The sequence below is a fragment of the Flavobacterium galactosi genome, assembly GCF_048158585.1.
Classification (GTDB): Bacteria; Bacteroidota; Bacteroidia; order Flavobacteriales; family Flavobacteriaceae; genus Flavobacterium; species Flavobacterium galactosi.
The window spans coordinates 58,182-79,466 of sequence record NZ_JBLNKV010000005.1 but is presented as its reverse complement, the minus strand read 5'-3'; the positions used below and the strand labels follow the sequence as shown (position 1 = coordinate 79,466).

The following is a 21,285-nucleotide window of genomic DNA, read 5'->3' as shown; positions in this document are numbered from 1 at the left end:
ATAATGAATAAACAAGAACGTGTAACGTTTGTTATAAATACGTTAAAAGAATTATATCCTACAATTCCTATTCCGTTAGACCATAAAGATCCTTACACTTTATTGATTGCAGTTTTACTTTCGGCACAATGTACGGATGTACGCGTGAATCAAATTACCCCTTTGCTTTTTGCGAAAGCGGATAATCCGTATGATATGATAAAAATGTCAGTAGAAGAAATTAAGGAAATCATACGACCTTGTGGCTTATCGCCAATGAAATCGAAAGGTATTCACGGTTTATCTCATATTTTAATTGATAAACATGGTGGGAAAGTACCACAGAGTTTTGAATTTTTAGAAGAACTGCCGGCAGTGGGACATAAAACCGCAAGCGTAGTGATGTCTCAAGCTTTTGGTGTTCCAGCTTTTCCTGTCGACACCCATATTCATCGATTAATGTACCGCTGGAACTTGACCAATGGAAAAAATGTGGTTCAAACAGAGAAGGATGCTAAACGCATTTTTCCGGAGGAAATATGGAATGATTTACACTTACAAATCATTTGGTATGGACGGCAATATTCACCCGCACGTGGTTGGGATTTAGATAAAGATATTATCACCAAAACGATTGGAAAAAAATCAGTTTTAGATGAATATTATAATAAAAAGAAATCCTCTAAATAGGAGATTCCACTAATTTTAAAATAAAACTAGTAGAATCCGGTTATTCAAACCCTAAAAATAGAACCTTGAATTTTTTCAATACAATAAAATCCAATACTTAAATTGACTTTTTTTAATTAGCTATAATTTCGAAACTTTTATCTTCTATTTTTATTATGCTTAACGCTTTTGAATAATTCAATAAAAAAGAAACGATTTCTTTCTCGGGCTTCATGCTCTTAGTAACTTTTGATTTTCTGGAGTAAATTTTTGCCATATTGTAATAAATTTGTTTTTATATTACAACGGAGCAAGTTTCGTTTTATTGTTAATTAGTCAAAACAATTTGATGCTTATCTATAACTTTTCTTAAATTCATTAATGCATAACGCATTCTACCTAAAGCAGTATTGATACTGACTCCAGTTGTTTCAGAAATTTCTTTAAAACTCATATCCTGATACATTCGCATCACCAAAACTTCTTTTTGATCTATTGGAAGTTCTTCGATAAGTTTTTTCAGATCCATTTCGACTTGTTCTGATATTATTTTGTTTTCTATCGTAAGAGAGTCATCGGACATTATTGAAAAAATAGAAAATTCCTCTGTTTCTCTAAACATGGGCATTTTTTTAGTTTTTCGATAATGATCTACAATAAGATTATGCGAGATTCTCATCACCCATGGTAAGAACTTCCCTTCTTCATTATAAGAATTTGATTTTAAGGTTCTTATTACCTTAATAAAGGTATCTTGAAAAATATCATTCGAAATATCTCTATCAGAGATTTTAGAATATATAAACCCATAAATTTTTGATTCGTGTCTTTTGATTAATGATGCTAAGGCATCTTCATTACCTGCAACATAATCCTGAACCAATAATGCGTCTGGAAGTTGTGTACTAGCCATAGTTATACTTTTTAGTTTTTAATTAAAATCGAGAGTTTTCTCTAAAAAGTAGTTTTGTACTATAGGCTGGTGATTAATTAGGGTTATTGTAATGGTCAAATTTAGCAAATAATTATTTTAACAAACAAATAAAATTAATAAAAATTAACATCTGAGGAATAAAAATGTTAAGATTTAGGCTAAGATTTTACATTCGGGTGGTATAAATTTACGCAATAATAGTTTAAAAAAATATTATTTTTAAACTATTATGCTTTAAGAATTAAAAAAGCACAACTAAAAAAACAATTTAACAAGAAATTTAATAACAACAAAGAATTGGGAGAACCGTATTTCTGATTTCATTCCATTAACAATCCAAAATTTGTGATTTGTTCAACCTCTTTTCTCCAATGAAAATTGATTACTTTTGTAAAAATTAATTGTTTTTATGCAAGTTGACCTTTCTACATTAGATCCTAAGAAAAATATTATTATCAAAGGCGCACAAGTACATAACTTAAAAAATGTAGATGTTGCGATTCCTCGAAATAAATTAGTTGTTATCACAGGACTTTCCGGATCAGGAAAATCAAGTCTTGCATTTGATACTTTATATGCCGAAGGACAACGCCGCTATGTAGAAAGCTTATCTTCATATGCAAGACAATTTCTTGGCCGTTTAGACAAACCAAAAGTGGAATATATAAAAGGAATTGCTCCTGCAATTGCTATTGAACAAAAAGTAAATACTACAAATGCCCGTTCTACGGTAGGAACTTCAACTGAAATTTACGATTATATAAAATTATTATTTGCTCGAGTTGGAAGAACTTATTCTCCTATTTCAGGACGAGAAGTCAAAAAAAACACGGTCACCGATGTAGTTACCGATGTAAAAAGTTTTGATATTGACAGCAAATGGTTACTCCTTGCTCCTGTTCATCTAGAAGAGGGTCGAAAACTGGAAGACAAACTAAAAGTACTTTTACAACAAGGTTTTGCCAGGATTCTGGTTAATGATGAAATGGTCCGTTTAGATGAAATCGACCAACATTCTTTAGACAATAAAGACATAAAACTCATCATCGATCGAATTGTTGTCAATCCCGAAACTTCGGGAGAAGAAGAATTCTACAATAGACTGGCGGATGCGGTTCAAACCGCTTTTTTTGAAGGCAAGGGAATTTGTTTTTTACAGGAATTAAATTCGGATAAAACATTTTCTTATTCAAATAATTTCGAACTGGACGGTATTACTTTCTTGGAACCAAACGTTCATTTATTCAGTTTCAACAATCCTTATGGAGCCTGTCCTGTATGTGAAGGGTACGGAAATATAATAGGAATTGATGCCGAATTAGTGGTTCCTAACACAACTTTATCAGTATTTGAAAACGCTATTTTCCCGTGGAGAGGCGAAAGTATGAGCTGGTTTCGGGACCAATTAGTAAACAACGCCTATAAATTTGACTTTCCAATCCATAAACCTTTTTACCAATTATCTGAAGATCAAAAAGAATTGATTTGGAATGGAAACAACTACTTCCAAGGCTTAAATGATTTCTTTAAGGAATTAGAAGAAAAAAATTATAAGATTCAAAACCGCGTGATGCTTTCTCGTTATCGTGGTAAAACGAAATGTTATTCCTGTAAAGGAAAACGCTTGCGAATAGAAGCTTCTTATGTGAAAATTAATGACAAAACCGTTTCTGATTTAGTTGATTTACCAATTAAGCATTTAGTTACCTTTTTTGAAAGCATTGATTTAGATGTTTATGAAAAGCAAATTGCAAAACGACTATTGTTAGAAATCAATAATCGCTTATCATTTTTAATTGAAGTGGGTTTAGATTATCTTACTTTAAATAGAAATTCAGCAACACTTTCGGGCGGTGAATCACAACGTATCAATTTAGCAACTTCATTGGGAAGCAGCTTAGTGGGTTCCATGTATATTCTTGATGAACCCAGCATTGGTTTACATCCAAAGGATACAGAACGATTGATAAAAGTATTGCTGTCGCTTCGTGATTTAGGTAATACTGTTATTGTAGTAGAACACGACGAAGACATCATGAAAGCGGCTGATATGATTATCGACATTGGCCCTGAAGCAGGGACTTTGGGTGGTAATTTAGTTGCTCAAGGTACGTATGATGAAATCCTGAAATCGACTTCACTTACAGCAAAATATTTGAATGGCGATTTAGAAATTTCTGTTCCAAAGAAAAGAAGATCTTTCAAGAATTTTATTGAAATAAAAGGAGCTAGAGAAAATAACCTACAAAATATTGATGTCACTTTTCCTTTGGATGTATTGACAGTTATTACAGGTGTTTCTGGAAGTGGAAAAAGCACATTGGTAAAGAAAATTTTGTTTCCTGCCATGCAAAAAAAGCTAGAAAACACAGGTGAAAAAGCAGGTCAATTTACTGAAATGACTGGTTCATTTTCTCAAATCAAACATATTGAATACGTAGACCAAAACCCAATTGGAAGAAGTTCCCGTTCTAATCCAGTGACTTATATTAAGGCATATGACGATATTCGGGAATTGTATTCCAAGGAAAAATTATCAAAAATAAGAGGATATCAGGCCAAACATTTTTCTTTTAATGTTGATGGCGGAAGATGCGAAACCTGCAAAGGGGAAGGTTCCATAAATGTAGAAATGGTTTTCATGGCTGACGTACAATTGCCTTGTGAAACCTGTAGCGGAAAACGGTTTAAAAAAGAAGTTTTAGAAGTTGCCTTTGAAGGCAAAAATATAAACGATATTCTTACGATGACTATTGATGATGCAATTGCGTTTTTTATTACTCATAAGCAAGCTAAAATAACTCAAAAACTTCAACCGCTGCAAGATGTTGGACTGGGATATGTGCAATTAGGACAATCATCTTCTACACTTTCGGGTGGAGAAGCCCAACGTATAAAACTTGCTTCGTTCTTAGTAAAAGGAGCCACAAAAGACAAAGCACTTTTTGTTTTTGATGAACCTACTACAGGATTACATTTTCATGACATCAAGAAACTATTGGCTTCATTTGATGCTTTGATAGACAAAGGGCATTCGATAATTGTAATCGAACACAACCTGGATCTTATAAAATGTGCTGACTGGATTATTGATCTAGGCCCTGAAGGAGGGGAAAATGGAGGGAAATTATTAGCAGTAGGAACCCCTGAAGAAATAGTAAAAATAAAAAAATCAATCACTGGAAAATACCTAAAGGATAAATTATAAAAATCTATTCAGAATAGCATTTTTCTTCAAATGTATTTCCATCCTCATCGATGGCAACTAATATTTTTTTTTCTCTGGAAGACACGTACGTTAAATAAATCCAAGCTATGGACCATAAACCTAGTGTAACACAACAAAGTAAAAAATTAAAACCGTGATCTACTGCTTTTGCATCTTTTGATAAGACCGCAAATGGAAGTGCATCATTTCTTTCAGTAATAACAAATCCATTACTAATTTTATTAGCTATAATAGTAGAAAATTTCTGTAGGCTTTCTTCGTTTATGTATTGGTTGCTTTGCATAATTATTGGGGTAAATTACTTTAGCTATTTAGTGTTTTTTTCAAAAATATTTTGTAAAAATATCATTTGCAAAAATAAGGCCGATGCCTTGCCTCTACAATACCCACTTTTAGTGATTTTTTAATATTTTTTTCAATTTGATCTTTATGTTTAAAACCCAAAACAGAGTACAAATATATTTTAAAAAGGCTTTTGAATATTACATAATACTTGAAAAATATTGTATAATTCACACTATTCAAAATCCTTTATTAGCTAAAAAACAACAAATTAAATAAAAACCTACAGTTACTATTTTTAGTCAATTACTATAAAGAAATATTGTTAGGATAAAAAAGCTTTAATTTAAGCGATTTTTAATACCAACGTGGTTTGTTGTAATTAAATCAAAGTCCTTATAGACTGTCTTTTTTTTATATAAAATTAAATCTAAATGTGGGAAAGATTACAAAAAAGTCATAACACGTTTTTAGCAATTGGCTACAACTATTTGAAACAATGAAAATTATTTTAAAGCTACTTTCTAAACTTTTTCAACACATTATTCATTACTTGATTTATTTCGGTAGAAATAACAAATTTATAGTTGATATAAACATATAAAATGGTCACCAAAGTAGATTTTAATCCAATACTGATTATCGGATGAAAAGAAAACTGCCAGAAATAAAACAGCAAGAACAACACAAACGTAATTGCTATAGAATACAATGTTTGACTTGTAAAAGGATATAAATCCAAACGCTTAACCACAAAAATCAATTTGGCAAGGCTATATAATGTTATCGATAATAAAGTGGCAAAAGCAGAACCCATAATACCATAAATAGGAATAAAAATCATATTCAGGACTATGGTTAAAATTACTAATGCGACACCTAAAAACAAAACCGTTTTATAATATTTTGTGTTGAAAATAATTGCGTTATTATTCCCTAAAATCAAATCGAAATATTTAGAGATTCCAATCATAAAAACAACCAAAATACCTCCGCTATAAGCCTTCGGAACCATTTCATACAACTGATTGATATTGACAAAAATACCCAACATAACCAACCCGCCTACAACTTGTAGATTAATCGAGGTTTTTTTATAGAGATCATTTAGCTCATCATGTTTGTTTTCATGCATTAATCGTGCAGTAATAGGATAAACGATTTGATGCATCGCACGACTTGGAACAGATATCACTAACGCAATATAAGTCGCAACAGAATAAAAGGCAATATTCTCGATATGCATATATTGATTAAGAATCATTTTATCCCCATCCAAAAGTAAATTAGCAACACTACCGGACAAAATAATATAAAAAGTATACGTCAGTATTTCTTTTGTATTTTCTGGAATTGTAAACTGAAAAGTGGGTTTTTGGATACTAAATGCATAAAACATAGTTACCAAAAAAGCCAAAAAATACAATCCTGCTGTCGCATATACAAACCCTTCAACGCTAAGCCAATTATAATAAACTCCAATTAATAGAAATAACGAAAACAACCGCAAACCTACTTCCTTAATAAAATTTCCAAAAACAGAATGCATGTGTACGCGCAACCAAGCATAAAAAATTTCGAAATATGCCATACACAATCCAATAAATGGTATCAACCAAATATAATTTTTGACAATTGCATTCTTTTTTGATAAAAAGAATAAAATCTCATCATAAAAGAAAAGTCCAATTAATAACATTGGAACTATTAACAGAAAAGGAAATAAAACCGTAAAGGATAAAAACCGAGATTTTTCTTCTTCAGTTTTATATTGAGAATAAAATTTTACCAATGTATTTTGCATTCCAATGGCAAACAATGGCATAATCACATTAGCACAAGAAGTCACGTAATTAGTCAAACCATAAAAAGTTGCTCCAAGAAAAACAGGATACAAATAAATGGTATTTATACCACCAATTCCAAAACCAATATAGGTTATTATCGTATTTTTTAAAGACTGATTTAATACTATTCCCATTATTGAGGTTAGAAGTTAGAGGTTCTGTGTGTCTGAATTAATCAATTGTGCTAATTCTTTGGTAAGGTTTTTTCTGGAATAATGTTGTAAACCTACTCCATTCGATTGTAATTTTCCTATCAAAAACTGATTATAAAAGTCCAAAATTACGCTTTTCAGCTTCACTTTCTCGGAATAATCAAAAAACACTCCTGTATTCGTTTCTGTTATGATTTCGGCAAAATCAGAACCGTTTGGTCCAATCGCTATAATGGGTCTGTTAGAAACCATATATTCGAATAATTTCCCCGGAATAATACTTTTGGTATCCTCGGAATCAATTTCGATAAGCAATAAAACCTGTGATTTTCTTTGATGGGCAATCGCTTCCGCATGGGAAACATAGCCCAAATTATTCAAATACGGATTTAAGCCAAATTGAGTTAAGGTTTCCAATACTTCCTGACTTACTGCGCCAATTAATTTTATGTCTAAATGTGATTTGAAATCCGGAATTTCATCTAGTAATTCAACAAAGCATTCCCATAGCATCAAAGGATTTCTTTCCGAAAGAAAAGAACCAATGTGAGCCAAGCTAAATTTCGTGTCCAATGTTTGTTTTTCGACATTTTCAGTATCGTATCCATTCGTTATAACCACAATAGGCTTATTTGTAATGGCTTGAAATTCAGTTTTAGTAGTTTTACTGGTTACAATAATTGTATCAGCGGAATTCAAAACCTGATGTTCTAATGTTTTGTGTTTCTTGGCTGCATAATCAGATAATCGCAAGGATTTATGATACCCAATCGTAGTCCAAGGATCTCTGAAATCAGCAAACCATTTTAGATCTAATTTTTGTTTTAATTCTAATCCAATGAGATGCAAACTGTGTGGCGGTCCCGAAGTTACAATCGTGTCAATATTATTTTCTAGAATATATTTTTCTAAATAAGAAACCGATGGTTTTACCCAAAAAACACGAGCATCCGGAATAAAAAGATTGCCCCTGATCCAAAGAAAGGTTTTATCAAGAAAGCTTTGTTTCTTTTTATTTGGAATAATTCCCGAACTGATTTTTTTCGTTTTGTTTTTCGAAAAAAACGAAGCTAATTGATACGGTTCAAAAATTTTATGTTTCAGAATAATTGCTTTGCCCGAAACTTCATTTACTAGATTTTTATCAACAATTGGATATGTTGGATTCTCGGGAATATACACAATGGGTTGAATTCCAAAATCCGGTAGATATTTCACAAACTTGAGCCAGCGTTGAACGCCAGGTCCGCCAGCCGGTGGCCAATAGTAGGTAATTATTAATAGTTTCTTTGATTCCAAGTTCAAGGATTAAGGTTAATGGTAATTTAAATTCTAGAATCTTAAATAGTTAATTAATAGCCTTAAATCCTTTTTTTCTTTCGAAATAAATCCCTCCAATTAACAGCAACAACATCCCTATTGAACTAAAGAGTGTAATTGTACTTCCTGTTTTAATGACTTGTGGCTCAAACTTGAATTCTATAGTATGTTTCCCCGCAGGTATAACAAGAGCTCGTAGTGTATAATCGGCTCTTATGTGAGGAGTCAATTTGCCATCTATATAAGCATTCCAGCCTTTTCCGTAATAGATTTCGGAGAAAACGGCCAAACCTTCATTCCCATTACTCGAACTGTATTTTAAATGGTTCGGTTTGTAGGAATCCAAAATTATTGCAGCCGAACTGTCTTTGGCGAAAACCTTATTTTTAATTTCAAATTCTTTTTGATTTACAACGGCGACATTTTTAGAATCCAAACTATCCAATGCTTTCATTTCTTGATCAGCCGTTTGAACAAATTTTATTTTATTCACAAACCAAGCATTTCCGTTGGCATTAGGATTCGAAGTTGCAAATTCTTTTCCTTCTTTATCCGTTTGAATTACATATTTTACGTCCAACATATTAAGGATTTCCATATTGTTTTTGGCAATTTGGTAATCAAATAACTGTTGCATTCTTCGAGGTTTAACCGCATTATACCCCCCAATAGATTTATGGAAATAAGAAGTTCGGGCGCTTGATAAATTACCGCTTACTTCAAAAACTCTGTAGTTTGTTGTATCTTTTAGAATCTGTGCATCCGCAGGTGTTTCCTGAAATGGCACTTCTACTTCTCTTCCACTCACAAAATCTTTACTCGAAACATATTTTTTATCGACAAAAAACAAGTCGAAAATCATAAGAAGTCCTACCAAGATTATTGCTGTATTTTGAGCCAATTTATTTTTTATAAACAACCATAAAACACCTGCTGAAAGTAAAATAAAGAAACCAGAACGCAATAAATCCGCACTGTACAAACTCATTCGGTCTTCCTTAAGCGCACTTACAAAATCTGGTCCGTAATTTTCTAAATAGTAACTATCATTCCCACCAGAAAAGCTGAACAAACTTTTACACAAAAACAAAATCACAATGACTCCCAAACTAAAAGTTCCTGCTTCTAATAAGGATTTCTGCTGCAGCTTTGCATTCTCTTTTTCTAATTTAAAAAAGGACTGTAATCCCATTATCGCTAAAACTGGGAAACATAATTCTAAAATCACCTGTATGGAAGAAACTGCTCTAAACTTATTGTACATTGGAACATGATCAATAAAAAAATCAGTCAAAGCAGGTAAATTTTTACCCCAAGAAAGTATTAATGCCACAATGGCTCCCGAGAGAAATACATATTTAATTTTTCGTTCATCAACAAACAAAGCCAAAATTCCTAAAAAGAAAACGATGGCACCAATATAAGCTGGCGCAGCTACAATAGGCTGGTCGCCCCAATATGTTGGCATTCCAGAAACAAAATCTTTAGCCTGAGCCTCTTGTACCCCTTTACCAATCATAAAATCATACATCTTACTATCCGTCCCCAAAGCTTCATTATTAGAACCACCAAAAAGTCTAGGAGCAATAAGATTGAAGCTTTCGGCGATTCCGTAACTGTATTCTGTAATATAATCCCGAGTCATGGCACTATTACTGGTCATTTTTGACCCGTCAGGATTAAAGGTTAATTCACTTTTTCCCCGAGTACTAAAATCCGCATATTCGGCTGTAGCCAATAAATTAGTTGCATTAGCACCCAAAGCAAATATCCCGGCCACCGCCAGAACTCCAAACGAATATAACAGTGATTTATATTCCTTTTCTTTCACAGCCTGATAAATAAAATAACCAGAAAGTATCATTAAGAAAATCAACAAATAATAGGTCATTTGGAAGTGGTTGGCATTAATTTCTAATGCTGTGGCAAACATTGTCAGCAAACCACCTAAAATGTATTTTTTTCGAAATACTAAAATAAAACCGGCAATAACCAGTGGCATATAAGCAATAGCATGCGCTTTTGCATTATGTCCAACTCCAAGTATAATGATCAAATAAGTGGAAAAACCAAAAGCCAGTGCACCAAAAAAGGCTTTCAAAGGATCGATTTTTAAAACTAACATTAACCCATAAAAACCAAGGAAATACAGAAATAAATAATCAGCGGGACGCGGTAAAAACCTTAAAGCATCATCAATCATCCCAATATAATCGTGTGGATATTTTGCACCTAATTGGTAGGTCGGCATTCCCCCAAAAGCTGAATTTGTCCAATAAGGTTCCACGTGATTTGAGGCTCTAAAATCGTTTTGCTCTTTGGCCATTCCCGTATATTGGGCAATATCCGATTGGAAAATTTGTTTTCCTTGTAATACAGGATAAAAATAGATTAGAGATATTAGTACAAAACCGAGTATGGCTAGCGCGTGCGGATAGAACTTATTTATTATTTTCAATTTTTGAAAGTTTGGTTTAAAGTATGAGAGCTGCGTTTTTTACGGCAAATTTAATCTATTTCTTCGTAATCAACATATTCTCCTACTTTTTTGGTTTCACGAGGATTTTTGGCATTCGCAGCATTGTAAATCACTTCGTCTTTGCTTTGTGTTTTATTCCAAGAATTATCCTGCGCATTTTGTTGCTGTTGTTGAAAATTTTGCCCTGCTTTCTCCACTACTTTTTTAACTAATAAAGGCAAGAATAACTTCGCCAAAAATTTAAAAATGTAATAGAAAGCAACCATATAAAAAAGTGCTTTTATAAAACCGGAAAATGAAGCAGTTTGCATAAACGTATATTTTTTTTCAAAATTAATAAATCCAACGTTCAAAATTAAAATATCATTCTTAAATAAATAATAAAATATAGTACATTTGAAAAGCGTTATTACTTTTTAACCCAAAAAAAATAATATGTTCAAATTCAAAACCTTATTTGCAGTAGCCATTTTTATGATTCCGTGTATTCATTATGGACAGCATACGGATCAAATCAACTCTAATAGACCAGGTGAAACCATGTCCGCTTTTGCAGTTGGAAAATCAGTAATTCAAATAGAAACAGGCATTTATGGAATTAAACAAAAACATAATTTATTAAATTATGACGCCAATGGTTTTGGGATTGATGCTACATTAAGATGGGGATTGTTCATGGAAAAATTAGAATTGATAGCCGATTTGCAATACCAAAACGAGAAATTCACTACATTATTCAATAACTCTAATAGATCAGCGCTAAAGCAAACCGTTTTAGGAGCCAAATATCTAATTTACGATCCATTTAAAAATTACGAAAAAAAGGTAAATGTTTACAGTTGGAAAGCCAATCGCGCTTTCAATTGGCATCAATTAATTCCTGCTGTTTCCGTATTTGCAGGGGCTAATTTCACCATGGCGGATAATCCATATTCTTTTTCTCCTGAATCCAGCATATCTCCAAAAATCATGTTGATTACACAAAACCATTTAGGAGACGGAACATGGGTTTTTGTTACCAATATCATTGCCGATTACATAACAACTGACTATCCTAGTTACGGTTACGTATTAACCTTAACAAAAGGATTCAATGATAAATGGTCAGGTTTTGTAGAAAACCAAGGCTTTAAAAGTGATTTTTATAGTGACGCAATTGTTCGTGGAGGTGCTGCTTATTTATTAAACAAAGACATGCAAATTGATGCTTCAATAAGCACTAATTTCAAAGATACTCCTTCTGTTCTTTATGGAGGAGTAGGTTTTTCCTGGCGCTATGATGCTAATTATAATGAAGTCCGAATTAATTTAGACAATAACGATTCCGATAAAAAAGCTAAGAAAAGAGCAAAAAAAACAAAAAAAGGATAGAAATTACAAGCCAAAACAATAATGATTACAATAAAAGAAGCTAAAACAAAAAGTGAATTAACAGATTATATAAAATTTCCTTTTTCATTATACAAAAACAATAAAAACTGGGTTCCACCAATCATCGCAGATGAACTGGAATCATTTGATAAGACGAAAAATCCTGCTTTCGAAAATGCCGAAGCCTATTTTTATGTTGCTTACAAAAACAATGAAATTGTAGGCCGAATCGCTGCTATAATCAATTGGAGTGAAGTGAATGATCAGCAAAAAAAGAAAGTTCGATTTGGTTGGTTTGATGTCATTGATGATATTGAAGTGACGAAAGCACTTTTAGAAAAAGTCAATGAATTAGGTCGAAAAAATAATTTAGAACACGTTGAAGGTCCTATGGGATTTTCAAATTTAGATAAAGTAGGTATTCTAACAGAAGGTTTTGATGAAATGGGAACCATGATTACGTGGTACAATCATTCGTATTACGCTACCCATTTTGAGCAATTAGGTTATGTTAAAGAGAAAGAATACATAGAAAGTAAATTTCCTTTTGCAAACGTAAAACCGGAATTTTTTGAAAAAGCGAATGATTTGGTCAAAAGACGATACCAATTAAGTCCGCTTAATTTCAAGACTACCAAAGAAGTAATGCCCCACGTTGATAAAATGTTTGATTTATTCAATAAATCGTACGCGTCTTTATCCTCTTTTGTAGCCATTTCAGACACACAAAAAGAATATTTCAAGAAAAAATACATCAGTTTCATCAATCCTGAATTCATCAAATTTGTGGAAGACAAAGACCATAATATTGTTGCTTTTAGCATTGTGATGCCTTCATTTTCGGAAGCATTGCAAAAATCAAAAGGAAAATTATTTCCATTTGGATTTCTTCATTTATTGAAAGCCAGAAAACAAAGCAAAGATGTACTTTTCTATCTTATTGGTGTTCTGCCGGAATACCAAAACAAAGCAGTAACAGCAATCATTTTTAAAGAATATTACGAAACGTTCAAAGAAAAAGGAGTTCTTAATTGTTTTAGAACTCCTGAATTAGCAAACAATATTGCTATTCACAATTTGTGGAAACATTTTGATCCTATAGTTCATAAACGCAGATGTACTTTTTTAAAGAATTTGTAGCAATTAAATTATAACTAAAAAATCCATCAGCCGTAGCTGATGGATTTTCTAATTATAGATGGTTGCTTTTTATAACAAAAATCACATTTTACAATCCACTTTTGACAAAACTATATTCCCGTCAAATTTTAATTGTTTTGCATCCTTAAAAGTTACTTTTCCTTTATTATCATCCACTACATTCCCAAAACCTTCAACATACGTATTCCCTTTTTTCAAGAAAGCAACTTGGCGAACCGTAGCAACACCTTCTGACATGAATGCATAATCCGCAAAAAGTGTATCTCCTTTTATTTTTCCAACTAATGTTCCAAAGCTTTTGTCCTTCTCGTAGAAATTATAACTCAATTTCCCTGAAGTCAATTGATCTCCTTTTATATTCAAAGTCATTGAAATCGTATCCTTTTTTAAAATTGTACGGTAACATTCTTCGGTTACGGGTTCTTCAATAACTATTTTTTCTAATTCAGCCGGAGCTTCTTTCTTTTCTCTTTCTTTTTTACAAGAAACTAGAAGGCTCATAAAAACGATTCCTAATACAATTACTTTTTTCATAAATTTCCATTTTAGTTTTATAAATGTACAAATTCATAGCTAAATTCATTCCAAAAAAAATCCATCAGTTAGACTGATGGATTTTTTATATAAAACTAAAACACGAAATTAAGCGTCCAAATCAACTTTAGTACGTGATGCAATTTCTTTATAGGTTCCGTTTTCTAATTTTTCACGGATTGCTTCAAAAGCAGTTAGTGTTTCGTCAATATCTGACAAAGTGTGAGGTGCAGTAGGAATAACGCGTAATAAAATCATTCCTTTTGGAATTACCGGATAAATTACTATTGACAAGAAAATACCATAATTCTCTCTTAAGTCATTCACCATCACCATCGCTTCTGGCACACTTCCTTCCAAGTAAACTGGTGTAACACAAGTATTGGTATCACCAATATTAAATCCTTTACTTCTCAAACCACCTTGCAAAGCATTTACATTTTCCCATAATTTGTCTTTCAATCCTGGGTTGTCACGCAACAATTGCAAACGTTTCAAAGAACCAATAGTTTGAATCATTGGCAATGCTTTCGCAAACATTTGAGAACGCAAATTGTATTTTAAATAATCGATAATATCTTTATCGGCAGCTACAAAAGCACCAATATTTGCCATTGATTTGGCAAAAGTTGAGAAATAAACATCAATTCCATCCTGACAACCTTGCTCCTCGCCGGCTCCAGCACCTGTTTTACCAAGTGTACCAAAACCGTGAGCATCATCAACTAAAAGACGGAAATTATATTTCTTTTTCATTTCTACAATCTCTTTCAACTTTCCTTGTTGCCCACGCATCCCAAAAACACCTTCAGTAATAAAAAGGATTCCTCCTCCTTGTTCAGCAGCTAATTTTGTGGCACGTTGCAGGTTTTTCTCCATACTTTCAATGTCGTTGTGCTTGTAAGTAAAACGTTTTCCGCTATGCAAACGAACACCATCAATAATACAAGCGTGTCCATCTACATCATACACAATAACGTCATTTCTAGTCACCAAAGCATCAATGATAGAAACCATTCCTTGGTACCCAAAATTCAACAAATAAGAAGATTCTTTCATTACAAAAGCAGCCAATTCATTCTCTAATTGTTCGTGATATTTAGTGTGGCCTGACATCATACGAGCACCCATTGGAGCAGCTGCACCATATTCTAACGCTGCATCCGCATCTGCTTTACGCACTTCAGGGTGATTTGCAAGACCTAAATAGTCATTCAAACTCCAGTTCAAAACCTCTTTTCCTTGAAATTTCATTCTTGGGCCTAAATCTCCTTCTAATTTTGGAAATACAAAATATCCTTCTGCTTGTGAAGCCCATTTCCCTAATGGCCCTTTATTGTTTTGAATCCTTTCGAATAAATCTTTTACCATAATATATTAAGTAATAATTTTAATTTTAAGAAGTTGCAAAAATAATTATTTAAATTTTATAATGGTATTGAAAGTAAATTTATTTTTCAGGGTTTATCTTGATGACTATCAGGAGCTATTTCCTGCTCTACACTATATCTTTTGTGCTGAAGAAAAATCGGCATAAAAGGATGCCGTTTCGATCAGGGCTAAAAAAAACGATTCCGATGATAAACTTTGTATATTTGGATAAATATTTCAACATTAGAAATTTATGTCCGAAGATACAAAAGAATTAAAACTTGCCGTTCTCATTGATGCTGACAACGTTCCGTATAGTAATGTAAAAGGAATGATGGAGGAAATAGCCAAGTTTGGCACACCAACCACCAAACGTATTTATGCCGATTGGACCAAACCAAATGCCGGAGGCTGGAAAAGTGTTTTATTGGAACATGCGATAACGCCGATTCAACAATACAGTTACACAGTAGGTAAAAATTCTTCGGATTCAGCGATGATTATTGACGCCATGGACCTGTTGTATTCGGACAAAGTGGATGGTTTTTGTATCGTTTCCAGTGATTCTGATTTTACACGTTTAGCAATCCGATTGAGAGAATCCGGCATGAAAGTCATTGGAATTGGGGAACAAAAAACGCCCAATTCATTTATTGTGGCCTGCGACCGATTTATTTATATTGAAGTTCTGGATGGTGCCATCAAAAAGAAATTACCAAAACGAACGGCCTCAGATGCAAAAAAAGCTACCCCAAAAAGCTTAAACAAAGTCGATCTACAAACTATCGAATTAATAGAATCAACCATCGAAGACATTGCGGATGACAGTGGCTGGGCTTTTCTTGGAGATGTAGGAAACCTCATCGTCAAGAAAAAACCCGAATTTGACCCAAGAAATTATGGCTTCGCAAAATTAACTCCCATGCTTAAATCATTAACTGATATTTTAGAAATCGATGAAAGAGATTCCGATAAAAAAGGAATCAAACATGTTTATGTTCGATTGCGTTTTAGTTAAACTAACTTTTTAACCGCCTCATATAATGTTTCTTTCTTAATGGGTTTAGACAAATAATCATTCATCCCTATTTCCTTAACGCGCTCTTTTGTGGTTTCCATTACATCAGCAGTTACTGCAATGATTGGAATTTCGCTATTATGTGCCCCGGCATCTCCATTTCTAATTGCAATTGTGGCTTCGTAGCCATCCATAACTGGCATTTGAAGATCCATTAAAACAATATCAAATTGATTGGTTTTAAATGCATCCAATGCTTCTTGTCCATTATTAGCATAAACAACAGTCGTATTTAACCATTTCTTGGTAATCATTTTTATGACCATTTGATTGATCGGATTGTCTTCAACTACTAAAATCGATTTTCCATCCAAATCATCAATAACAGTTTTAACAGGAGCTTCAACCTTTTTCTGTTCTGTTGATACATCAAAATCAATTGTAAAAACGCAAGTCGTTCCCTCATTGATTTTACTATCCATTACAATAGTTCCGTTTTGCATATCGACCAAAGTCTTAACAATGTAAAGTCCTAATCCAAGTCCGCCAAATTTTCGCTTATTATCGATATTATTTTGAGAAAAAGAATCAAAGATACGGTCCATTTTATCTTTTGAAATTCCGATACCAGAATCCGAAATAGTCAAAATCAAACTGGCCTTATTGTTGGTTTTCAACTCGCTGTCGATAGTAAATTTTACAAAACCGGTGGCCGTAAATTTAATGGCATTATTCAAGACATTATTCACAACCTGCACCAATCGGGTCACATCACCAATTAAAAAATCAGGAATAGTGTCCGATTTTGAAAACTGAAACCCTAACCCTTTATCTTTAGCGATATTAATTGCATTATTCTTCAAATGTTCTAAAACCTGCACCGGATCAAATTGATTATTTTCAAGTCTTAATTCCCCTTTTTCAATTTTAGAAAAATCCAAAATATCATTGACGGAACTCAATAAGCTATGGGAGGAATATTTTATAATTTGACAATTTTTTCTAATTTTTTCATCCTGAACTTCATTAGAAATAGAATCAATTAAATTCATAATGGCGTTCAGTGGCGTTCGCAATTCGTGGCTAATATTCGATAAAAAATAAGATTTTAAATCATTCATCTCTTCCGAACGAACTAAAGCAAGACGATTCAGTTCATTTTTTTCATTTTTAAGATTCCTAATCAGGTTTGCCATTGAAAGTGAAAGGAAAATTACTTCCAAACCGGTTCCTAATTTAGAACTGTTTTGAGTCAAAAATGAATTAGGAACTTGACCAAAATTATTGAGAATAAATATTCCAAATCCAAGAATTAAAAAGAAAATACCAATAGTAAAAAAACCATCAACATACTTGTTTTTGTAATACAGATAAATCACAGAGGAAATGATCAAGATGAGGATCAGTAACCCAAGCACGTTTGCCAAAGGATAACTTATTGCCAAAGCTGCTGGGACAAAAAGGATACAGAAAATTAACACGAAAGCTAAAAAATAAACGATATTGAATAGAATGTAAATCGTTTTATTATACTTTTTGATGTTTAAGAAAACTTCGCTGTATTTACCCAATAAGAAACCGGCTACCATCGCAAAAAACAATACGGCATGAAGTGAAAACCACCCACCCTGCGGTGTAACCAATTCATAAAAATAACCGTCTAACGAAAATTGCATTAAGCCAATAAAAATAACATATAAGCTATAATACAAAAATGTTTTTTCGCGTAAAGCAAAATAGAAAAAAAAGTAAATAATGGAAACAATTGTCAAAATTCCATAAAAAATACCAAAAAACAATTGCTCTTCTGAAACTGTTTTTATAAAATTTTCTGAGGAATACAGCTTTATTGGCATTTTTATTACTTCACCATCGCTTTTTAAATGTAAAAATAATATCAAGCTGGATTTTGGTGCTATTTCAATTTTAAAAATAGTTTTACGATTATCAAAACTACGTACAGAATATTGCATGTTGTCACCACTAACGGCTTTGGTAATTTTTTTTGAAGCAACATCAAAAATATATAATTCTACTAAATCTGTAATTGGTCTAGCAGTCTCTAAGTAATATTTTAAGGATAAATCTGTAGGGTTTTCCAGTTCGGTTTTTGCCCAAAAATTATTTTGTGTAAAGCCTAAGTCATCACTTTCCGTCTTAAGCTTTTTAGGGCTTAATGAATTATAATTTGCAATTACAAATTGGATATCTAAATTTCTTTGGCCAACATCTGCAATTGTAGTAAAGTTATATAGGGAAATCTCTTCAGGAATTGCATTGCTTCTAAAAACATATTGTGAGTAAGTATTTACGAAAAATAACATGAAAAACAATAATTTCAAAGTAATAGAAAGTCGAACGTATTTTTTCTGACCCATGTTTAATAAATTACAATTAGACAAAAAAACATACGTAAAAAAGAACTCTTTAGTTTTCTAACTACTCTTTTTTAATTGCGTTTTTCTGTTTTGTGAAATAAAACAATTCATTTCAAATAATAGCATTTAAAGTACAAAATTTTCAATAGTCTTAGTAAATTAATAGCTGAAATAACTTTCACTATGAGACAAAAAATTTTCGTTTTAGGAATTACTGCACTTATCATTACTTCCATTACCTATTACTATTTTAATACAGGCCTATCCTTCATAATTCTTATAACAACACTGTTAACTGTAGGCTTAGCCAATAGCATGCAACATAAACACACCATTTTAAGAAATTTTCCTGTATTGGGCTATTTTAGATATTTATTTGAAATGATAGCGCCCGAAATTCAACAATATTTTATCGAACGTTCCACCGATGGGAAACCATTTTCAAGAAACCAGCGAACTTTGGCTTATCAAAGAGCAAAAAACATTGACTCTACGACGCCTTTTGGGACACAATTAAATTTAAATCAATCTAGTTACGAAGGTATTAAACATTCTATTTTCCCCGCAACAGTAAATGAAAAACTACCTCGAGTTTTAGTTGGCGGATCGGATTGTACGCAGCCCTATTCCGCTTCTTTATTAAACATTTCAGCAATGAGCTTTGGTTCTCTGAGCGAAAATGCCATCATGGCTCTTAACAAAGGAGCGCTAAAAGGGAAATTCTATCACAATACAGGAGAAGGTGGTTTAACCGAATTTCATCAACAAGGTGGGGACATAACTTGGCAAATAGGAACAGGATATTTTGGCTTTCGCAATGATAGAGGTGGTTTTAACGGAGACAAATTTACTTAGAAATAGCTAAAATTAGAGGTGTACAACCACATACAACGGTACTTTCTCCACCCGGCCATGCTGCATTTTCAGATACAAAAGGGTTAATAGAATTTATTGCAAAATTACGTTTACTGTCCAATGGGAAACCAATTGGTTTTAAATTGTGCATTGGCGAAACCAGCGAATTCGAAATGATTTGCCAAGAAATGATTACTCAAAATTGTTTTCCTGATTTCATCACCGTTGATGGTGCCGAAGGCGGGACTGGTGCTGCGCCACTTGAATTTGCAGATGGCGTAGGAATGCCATTTGAACCCGCACTTATTTTTGTAAATAAAACATTAGTGCGTTTTGGCATCCGAGACAAGATACGAGTTATTTGTAGTGGTAAAATCATAGCAGGCTATTCCATTCTTAAAGCTGTAGCGCTTGGTGCTGATATTTGCAATAGTGCACGTGGATTCATGTTTTCGTTGGGGTGCATTCAAGCCTTGCGATGCAACAATAACACATGTCCTACCGGAGTTGCTACACAAGACAAAATGTTAATCAAAGGATTGGTTGTGACTGATAAATCGGAACGGGTTTTTTATTTTCATAAAAACACCTTACACGCCGCTAATGAACTTCTGGCTGCAGCTGGTAAAAAAAGTTTTGCTGATGTTGATATCAACATTTTTATGCGTGGAGATGAATTTGCTCATTTATCGGATTTGTATTTCCCCGATAATTTAAAAAGTGTTTCGAAACACTAAAAGTTTACAACAAAAAAAGGAGGACCTTTAGAGTCCTCCAGTTATTGATTCTGATTTACCATTATCTAACTTATACTTTAACTTGTATAGCTGACTATTGAATTATCATATCTTATTGCAAGATTGATACATTCAAGTAATTAATCAAAACCACACTCAAAGATACAATTTACTTTCACCATAATAGATGAAAATCAGCACTTTAACTAATCGTTAACGTGTCATTTTATAAAGCTAAAACCCAGTTATTAAAAAATTACTATTCCTTAAAATTAGTTTAGGAAATTTTAATAAAAGTTGTTTCAAATAAAATACATTAGAAAAACAGACAAACTAAAAAACTACTATTTTTGGCATATAGCCATAAAAAAGAGGCCTTTTTACAGGCCTCCAATTTAGACCTTGGTTTGTTATTATCAGTTCATACCTTTCGGTACAACTAACTATCAAATACGCTACTCTTTGCAAATGGCCATATTCAAGAACAAAGCAAAATCATACTCAAAGATAAGGCAAATTTAGTTTCAAACCATTCTACTAAAACATTTTAACGCTTAATTAACGCCGTCATTTTAGAATTTTAAAAACCATTATTTAAAAATAGAATTTCCACCCGTCAAAAACCGATCTTGGTAAATAACCACAAAAAAAGAGGCCTTTTTAAAGGGCCTCTAATTCAGACTTTGATTTGTTATTATCAGCTTGTATCTTTCGGTACAACTAACTATCAAATACGCTACTCTTTGCAGATGGCCATATTCAAGAACAAATCAAAACCATAATCAAAGATAACGCAAATTTAGTTTCAAACCATTCTAATAAAACACTTTAACTCTTAATTAACGCTGTGATTTTAGAATTTTTAAAAACCAATATTTAAAATAAAATTTCTACACGTCAAAAACCCATCTTGACAAATAATTATAAAAAAAGAGGCCTTTTTAAAGGGCCTCTAATTCAGACTTTGAT

General features: G+C 32.6%; 15 protein-coding genes and 1 pseudogene. 6 read left to right on the top strand and 10 right to left on the bottom strand.

The features are described 5' to 3' along the window. Positions 1-3 precede the first annotated feature (3 nt). Entirely contained in the window at positions 4-669 is a 666-nt protein-coding gene (locus ACM55M_RS11805) for an endonuclease III domain-containing protein (protein ID WP_416857858.1), read from the top strand. Positions 670-781: 112 nt separating this feature from the next. Here the strand turns inward: ACM55M_RS11805 and ACM55M_RS11800 are convergent, their stop codons facing one another. Both ACM55M_RS11800 and ACM55M_RS11795 read right to left on the bottom strand, forming a co-directional pair. After that, positions 782-925, bottom strand: coding sequence for a hypothetical protein (locus ACM55M_RS11800; protein WP_416850357.1), 144 nt, complete (start codon positions 923-925; stop codon positions 782-784). Positions 926-976: 51 nt separating this feature from the next. Next, positions 977-1,561, bottom strand: a complete 585-nt coding sequence (locus ACM55M_RS11795; protein ID WP_416843791.1) for an RNA polymerase sigma factor — start codon at positions 1,559-1,561, stop codon at positions 977-979. A gap of 430 nt (positions 1,562-1,991) precedes the next feature. Between ACM55M_RS11795 and uvrA the strand changes: the two genes are divergently transcribed. After that, complete coding sequence (gene uvrA, locus ACM55M_RS11790) at positions 1,992-4,790, top strand: excinuclease ABC subunit UvrA (RefSeq protein ID WP_416857857.1); 2,799 nt, start codon at positions 1,992-1,994, stop codon at positions 4,788-4,790. 4 nt (positions 4,791-4,794) lie between these two features. On the opposite strand, the gene ACM55M_RS11785 is transcribed toward uvrA, so the two are convergent. The 5 genes from ACM55M_RS11785 to ACM55M_RS11765 form a co-directional block, all read right to left on the bottom strand. After that, a complete protein-coding gene (locus tag ACM55M_RS11785) occupies positions 4,795-5,094 on the bottom strand; it encodes a hypothetical protein (protein WP_416857856.1) in 300 nt (99 codons plus the stop codon). Positions 5,095-5,610: 516 nt separating this feature from the next. Then, positions 5,611-7,074 carry a lipopolysaccharide biosynthesis protein gene (locus ACM55M_RS11780; protein WP_416857855.1) on the bottom strand — a complete coding sequence of 488 codons (1,464 nt, stop codon included), beginning with the start codon at positions 7,072-7,074 and terminating at the stop codon, positions 5,611-5,613. A 15-nt stretch (positions 7,075-7,089) separates the two neighbouring features. Further along, positions 7,090-8,391, bottom strand: a complete 1,302-nt coding sequence (locus ACM55M_RS11775; protein ID WP_416857854.1) for a glycosyltransferase family 4 protein — start codon at positions 8,389-8,391, stop codon at positions 7,090-7,092. 49 nt (positions 8,392-8,440) lie between these two features. After that, positions 8,441-10,870: a YfhO family protein gene (locus tag ACM55M_RS11770; protein WP_416857853.1), complete on the bottom strand. Its 2,430-nt coding sequence runs from the start codon at positions 10,868-10,870 to the stop codon at positions 8,441-8,443. Between the two features lie 50 nt (positions 10,871-10,920). Beyond that, a complete protein-coding gene (locus tag ACM55M_RS11765) occupies positions 10,921-11,202 on the bottom strand; it encodes a DUF4834 family protein (protein WP_416857852.1) in 282 nt (93 codons plus the stop codon). A gap of 124 nt (positions 11,203-11,326) precedes the next feature. Here ACM55M_RS11765 and ACM55M_RS11760 point away from each other — a divergent pair, with 124 nt between their 5' ends. Together ACM55M_RS11760 and ACM55M_RS11755 are read left to right on the top strand one after the other, a co-directional pair. Beyond that, complete coding sequence (locus ACM55M_RS11760) at positions 11,327-12,262, top strand: transporter (protein ID WP_416857851.1); 936 nt, start codon at positions 11,327-11,329, stop codon at positions 12,260-12,262. A 21-nt stretch (positions 12,263-12,283) separates the two neighbouring features. After that, entirely contained in the window at positions 12,284-13,402 is a 1,119-nt protein-coding gene (locus tag ACM55M_RS11755) for a GTP cyclohydrolase (RefSeq protein WP_416857850.1), read from the top strand. Between the two features lie 81 nt (positions 13,403-13,483). Here the strand turns inward: ACM55M_RS11755 and ACM55M_RS11750 are convergent, their stop codons facing one another. Next, the gene (locus ACM55M_RS11750) at positions 13,484-13,957 is read right to left on the bottom strand and encodes a hypothetical protein (RefSeq protein ID WP_416857849.1); all 474 of its coding nucleotides are present in this window, start codon (positions 13,955-13,957) and stop codon (positions 13,484-13,486) included. 108 nt (positions 13,958-14,065) lie between these two features. After that, positions 14,066-15,328: an aminotransferase class I/II-fold pyridoxal phosphate-dependent enzyme gene (locus tag ACM55M_RS11745; RefSeq protein ID WP_416857848.1), complete on the bottom strand. Its 1,263-nt coding sequence runs from the start codon at positions 15,326-15,328 to the stop codon at positions 14,066-14,068. 253 nt (positions 15,329-15,581) lie between these two features. On the opposite strand from ACM55M_RS11745, the gene ACM55M_RS11740 reads away from it, so the two are divergent. Next, complete coding sequence (locus ACM55M_RS11740) at positions 15,582-16,346, top strand: NYN domain-containing protein (protein WP_416857847.1); 765 nt, start codon at positions 15,582-15,584, stop codon at positions 16,344-16,346. Here ACM55M_RS11740 and ACM55M_RS11735 read toward each other — a convergent pair. Beyond that, positions 16,343-18,724, bottom strand: a complete 2,382-nt coding sequence (locus ACM55M_RS11735; RefSeq protein WP_416857846.1) for a hybrid sensor histidine kinase/response regulator — start codon at positions 18,722-18,724, stop codon at positions 16,343-16,345. The genes ACM55M_RS11740 and ACM55M_RS11735 overlap by 4 nt on opposite strands. 183 nt (positions 18,725-18,907) lie before the next feature. Here ACM55M_RS11735 and ACM55M_RS11730 point away from each other — a divergent pair. Beyond that, positions 18,908-20,316 (top strand): annotated as a pseudogene (locus ACM55M_RS11730) (FMN-binding glutamate synthase family protein). Positions 20,317-21,285 lie beyond the last annotated feature (969 nt).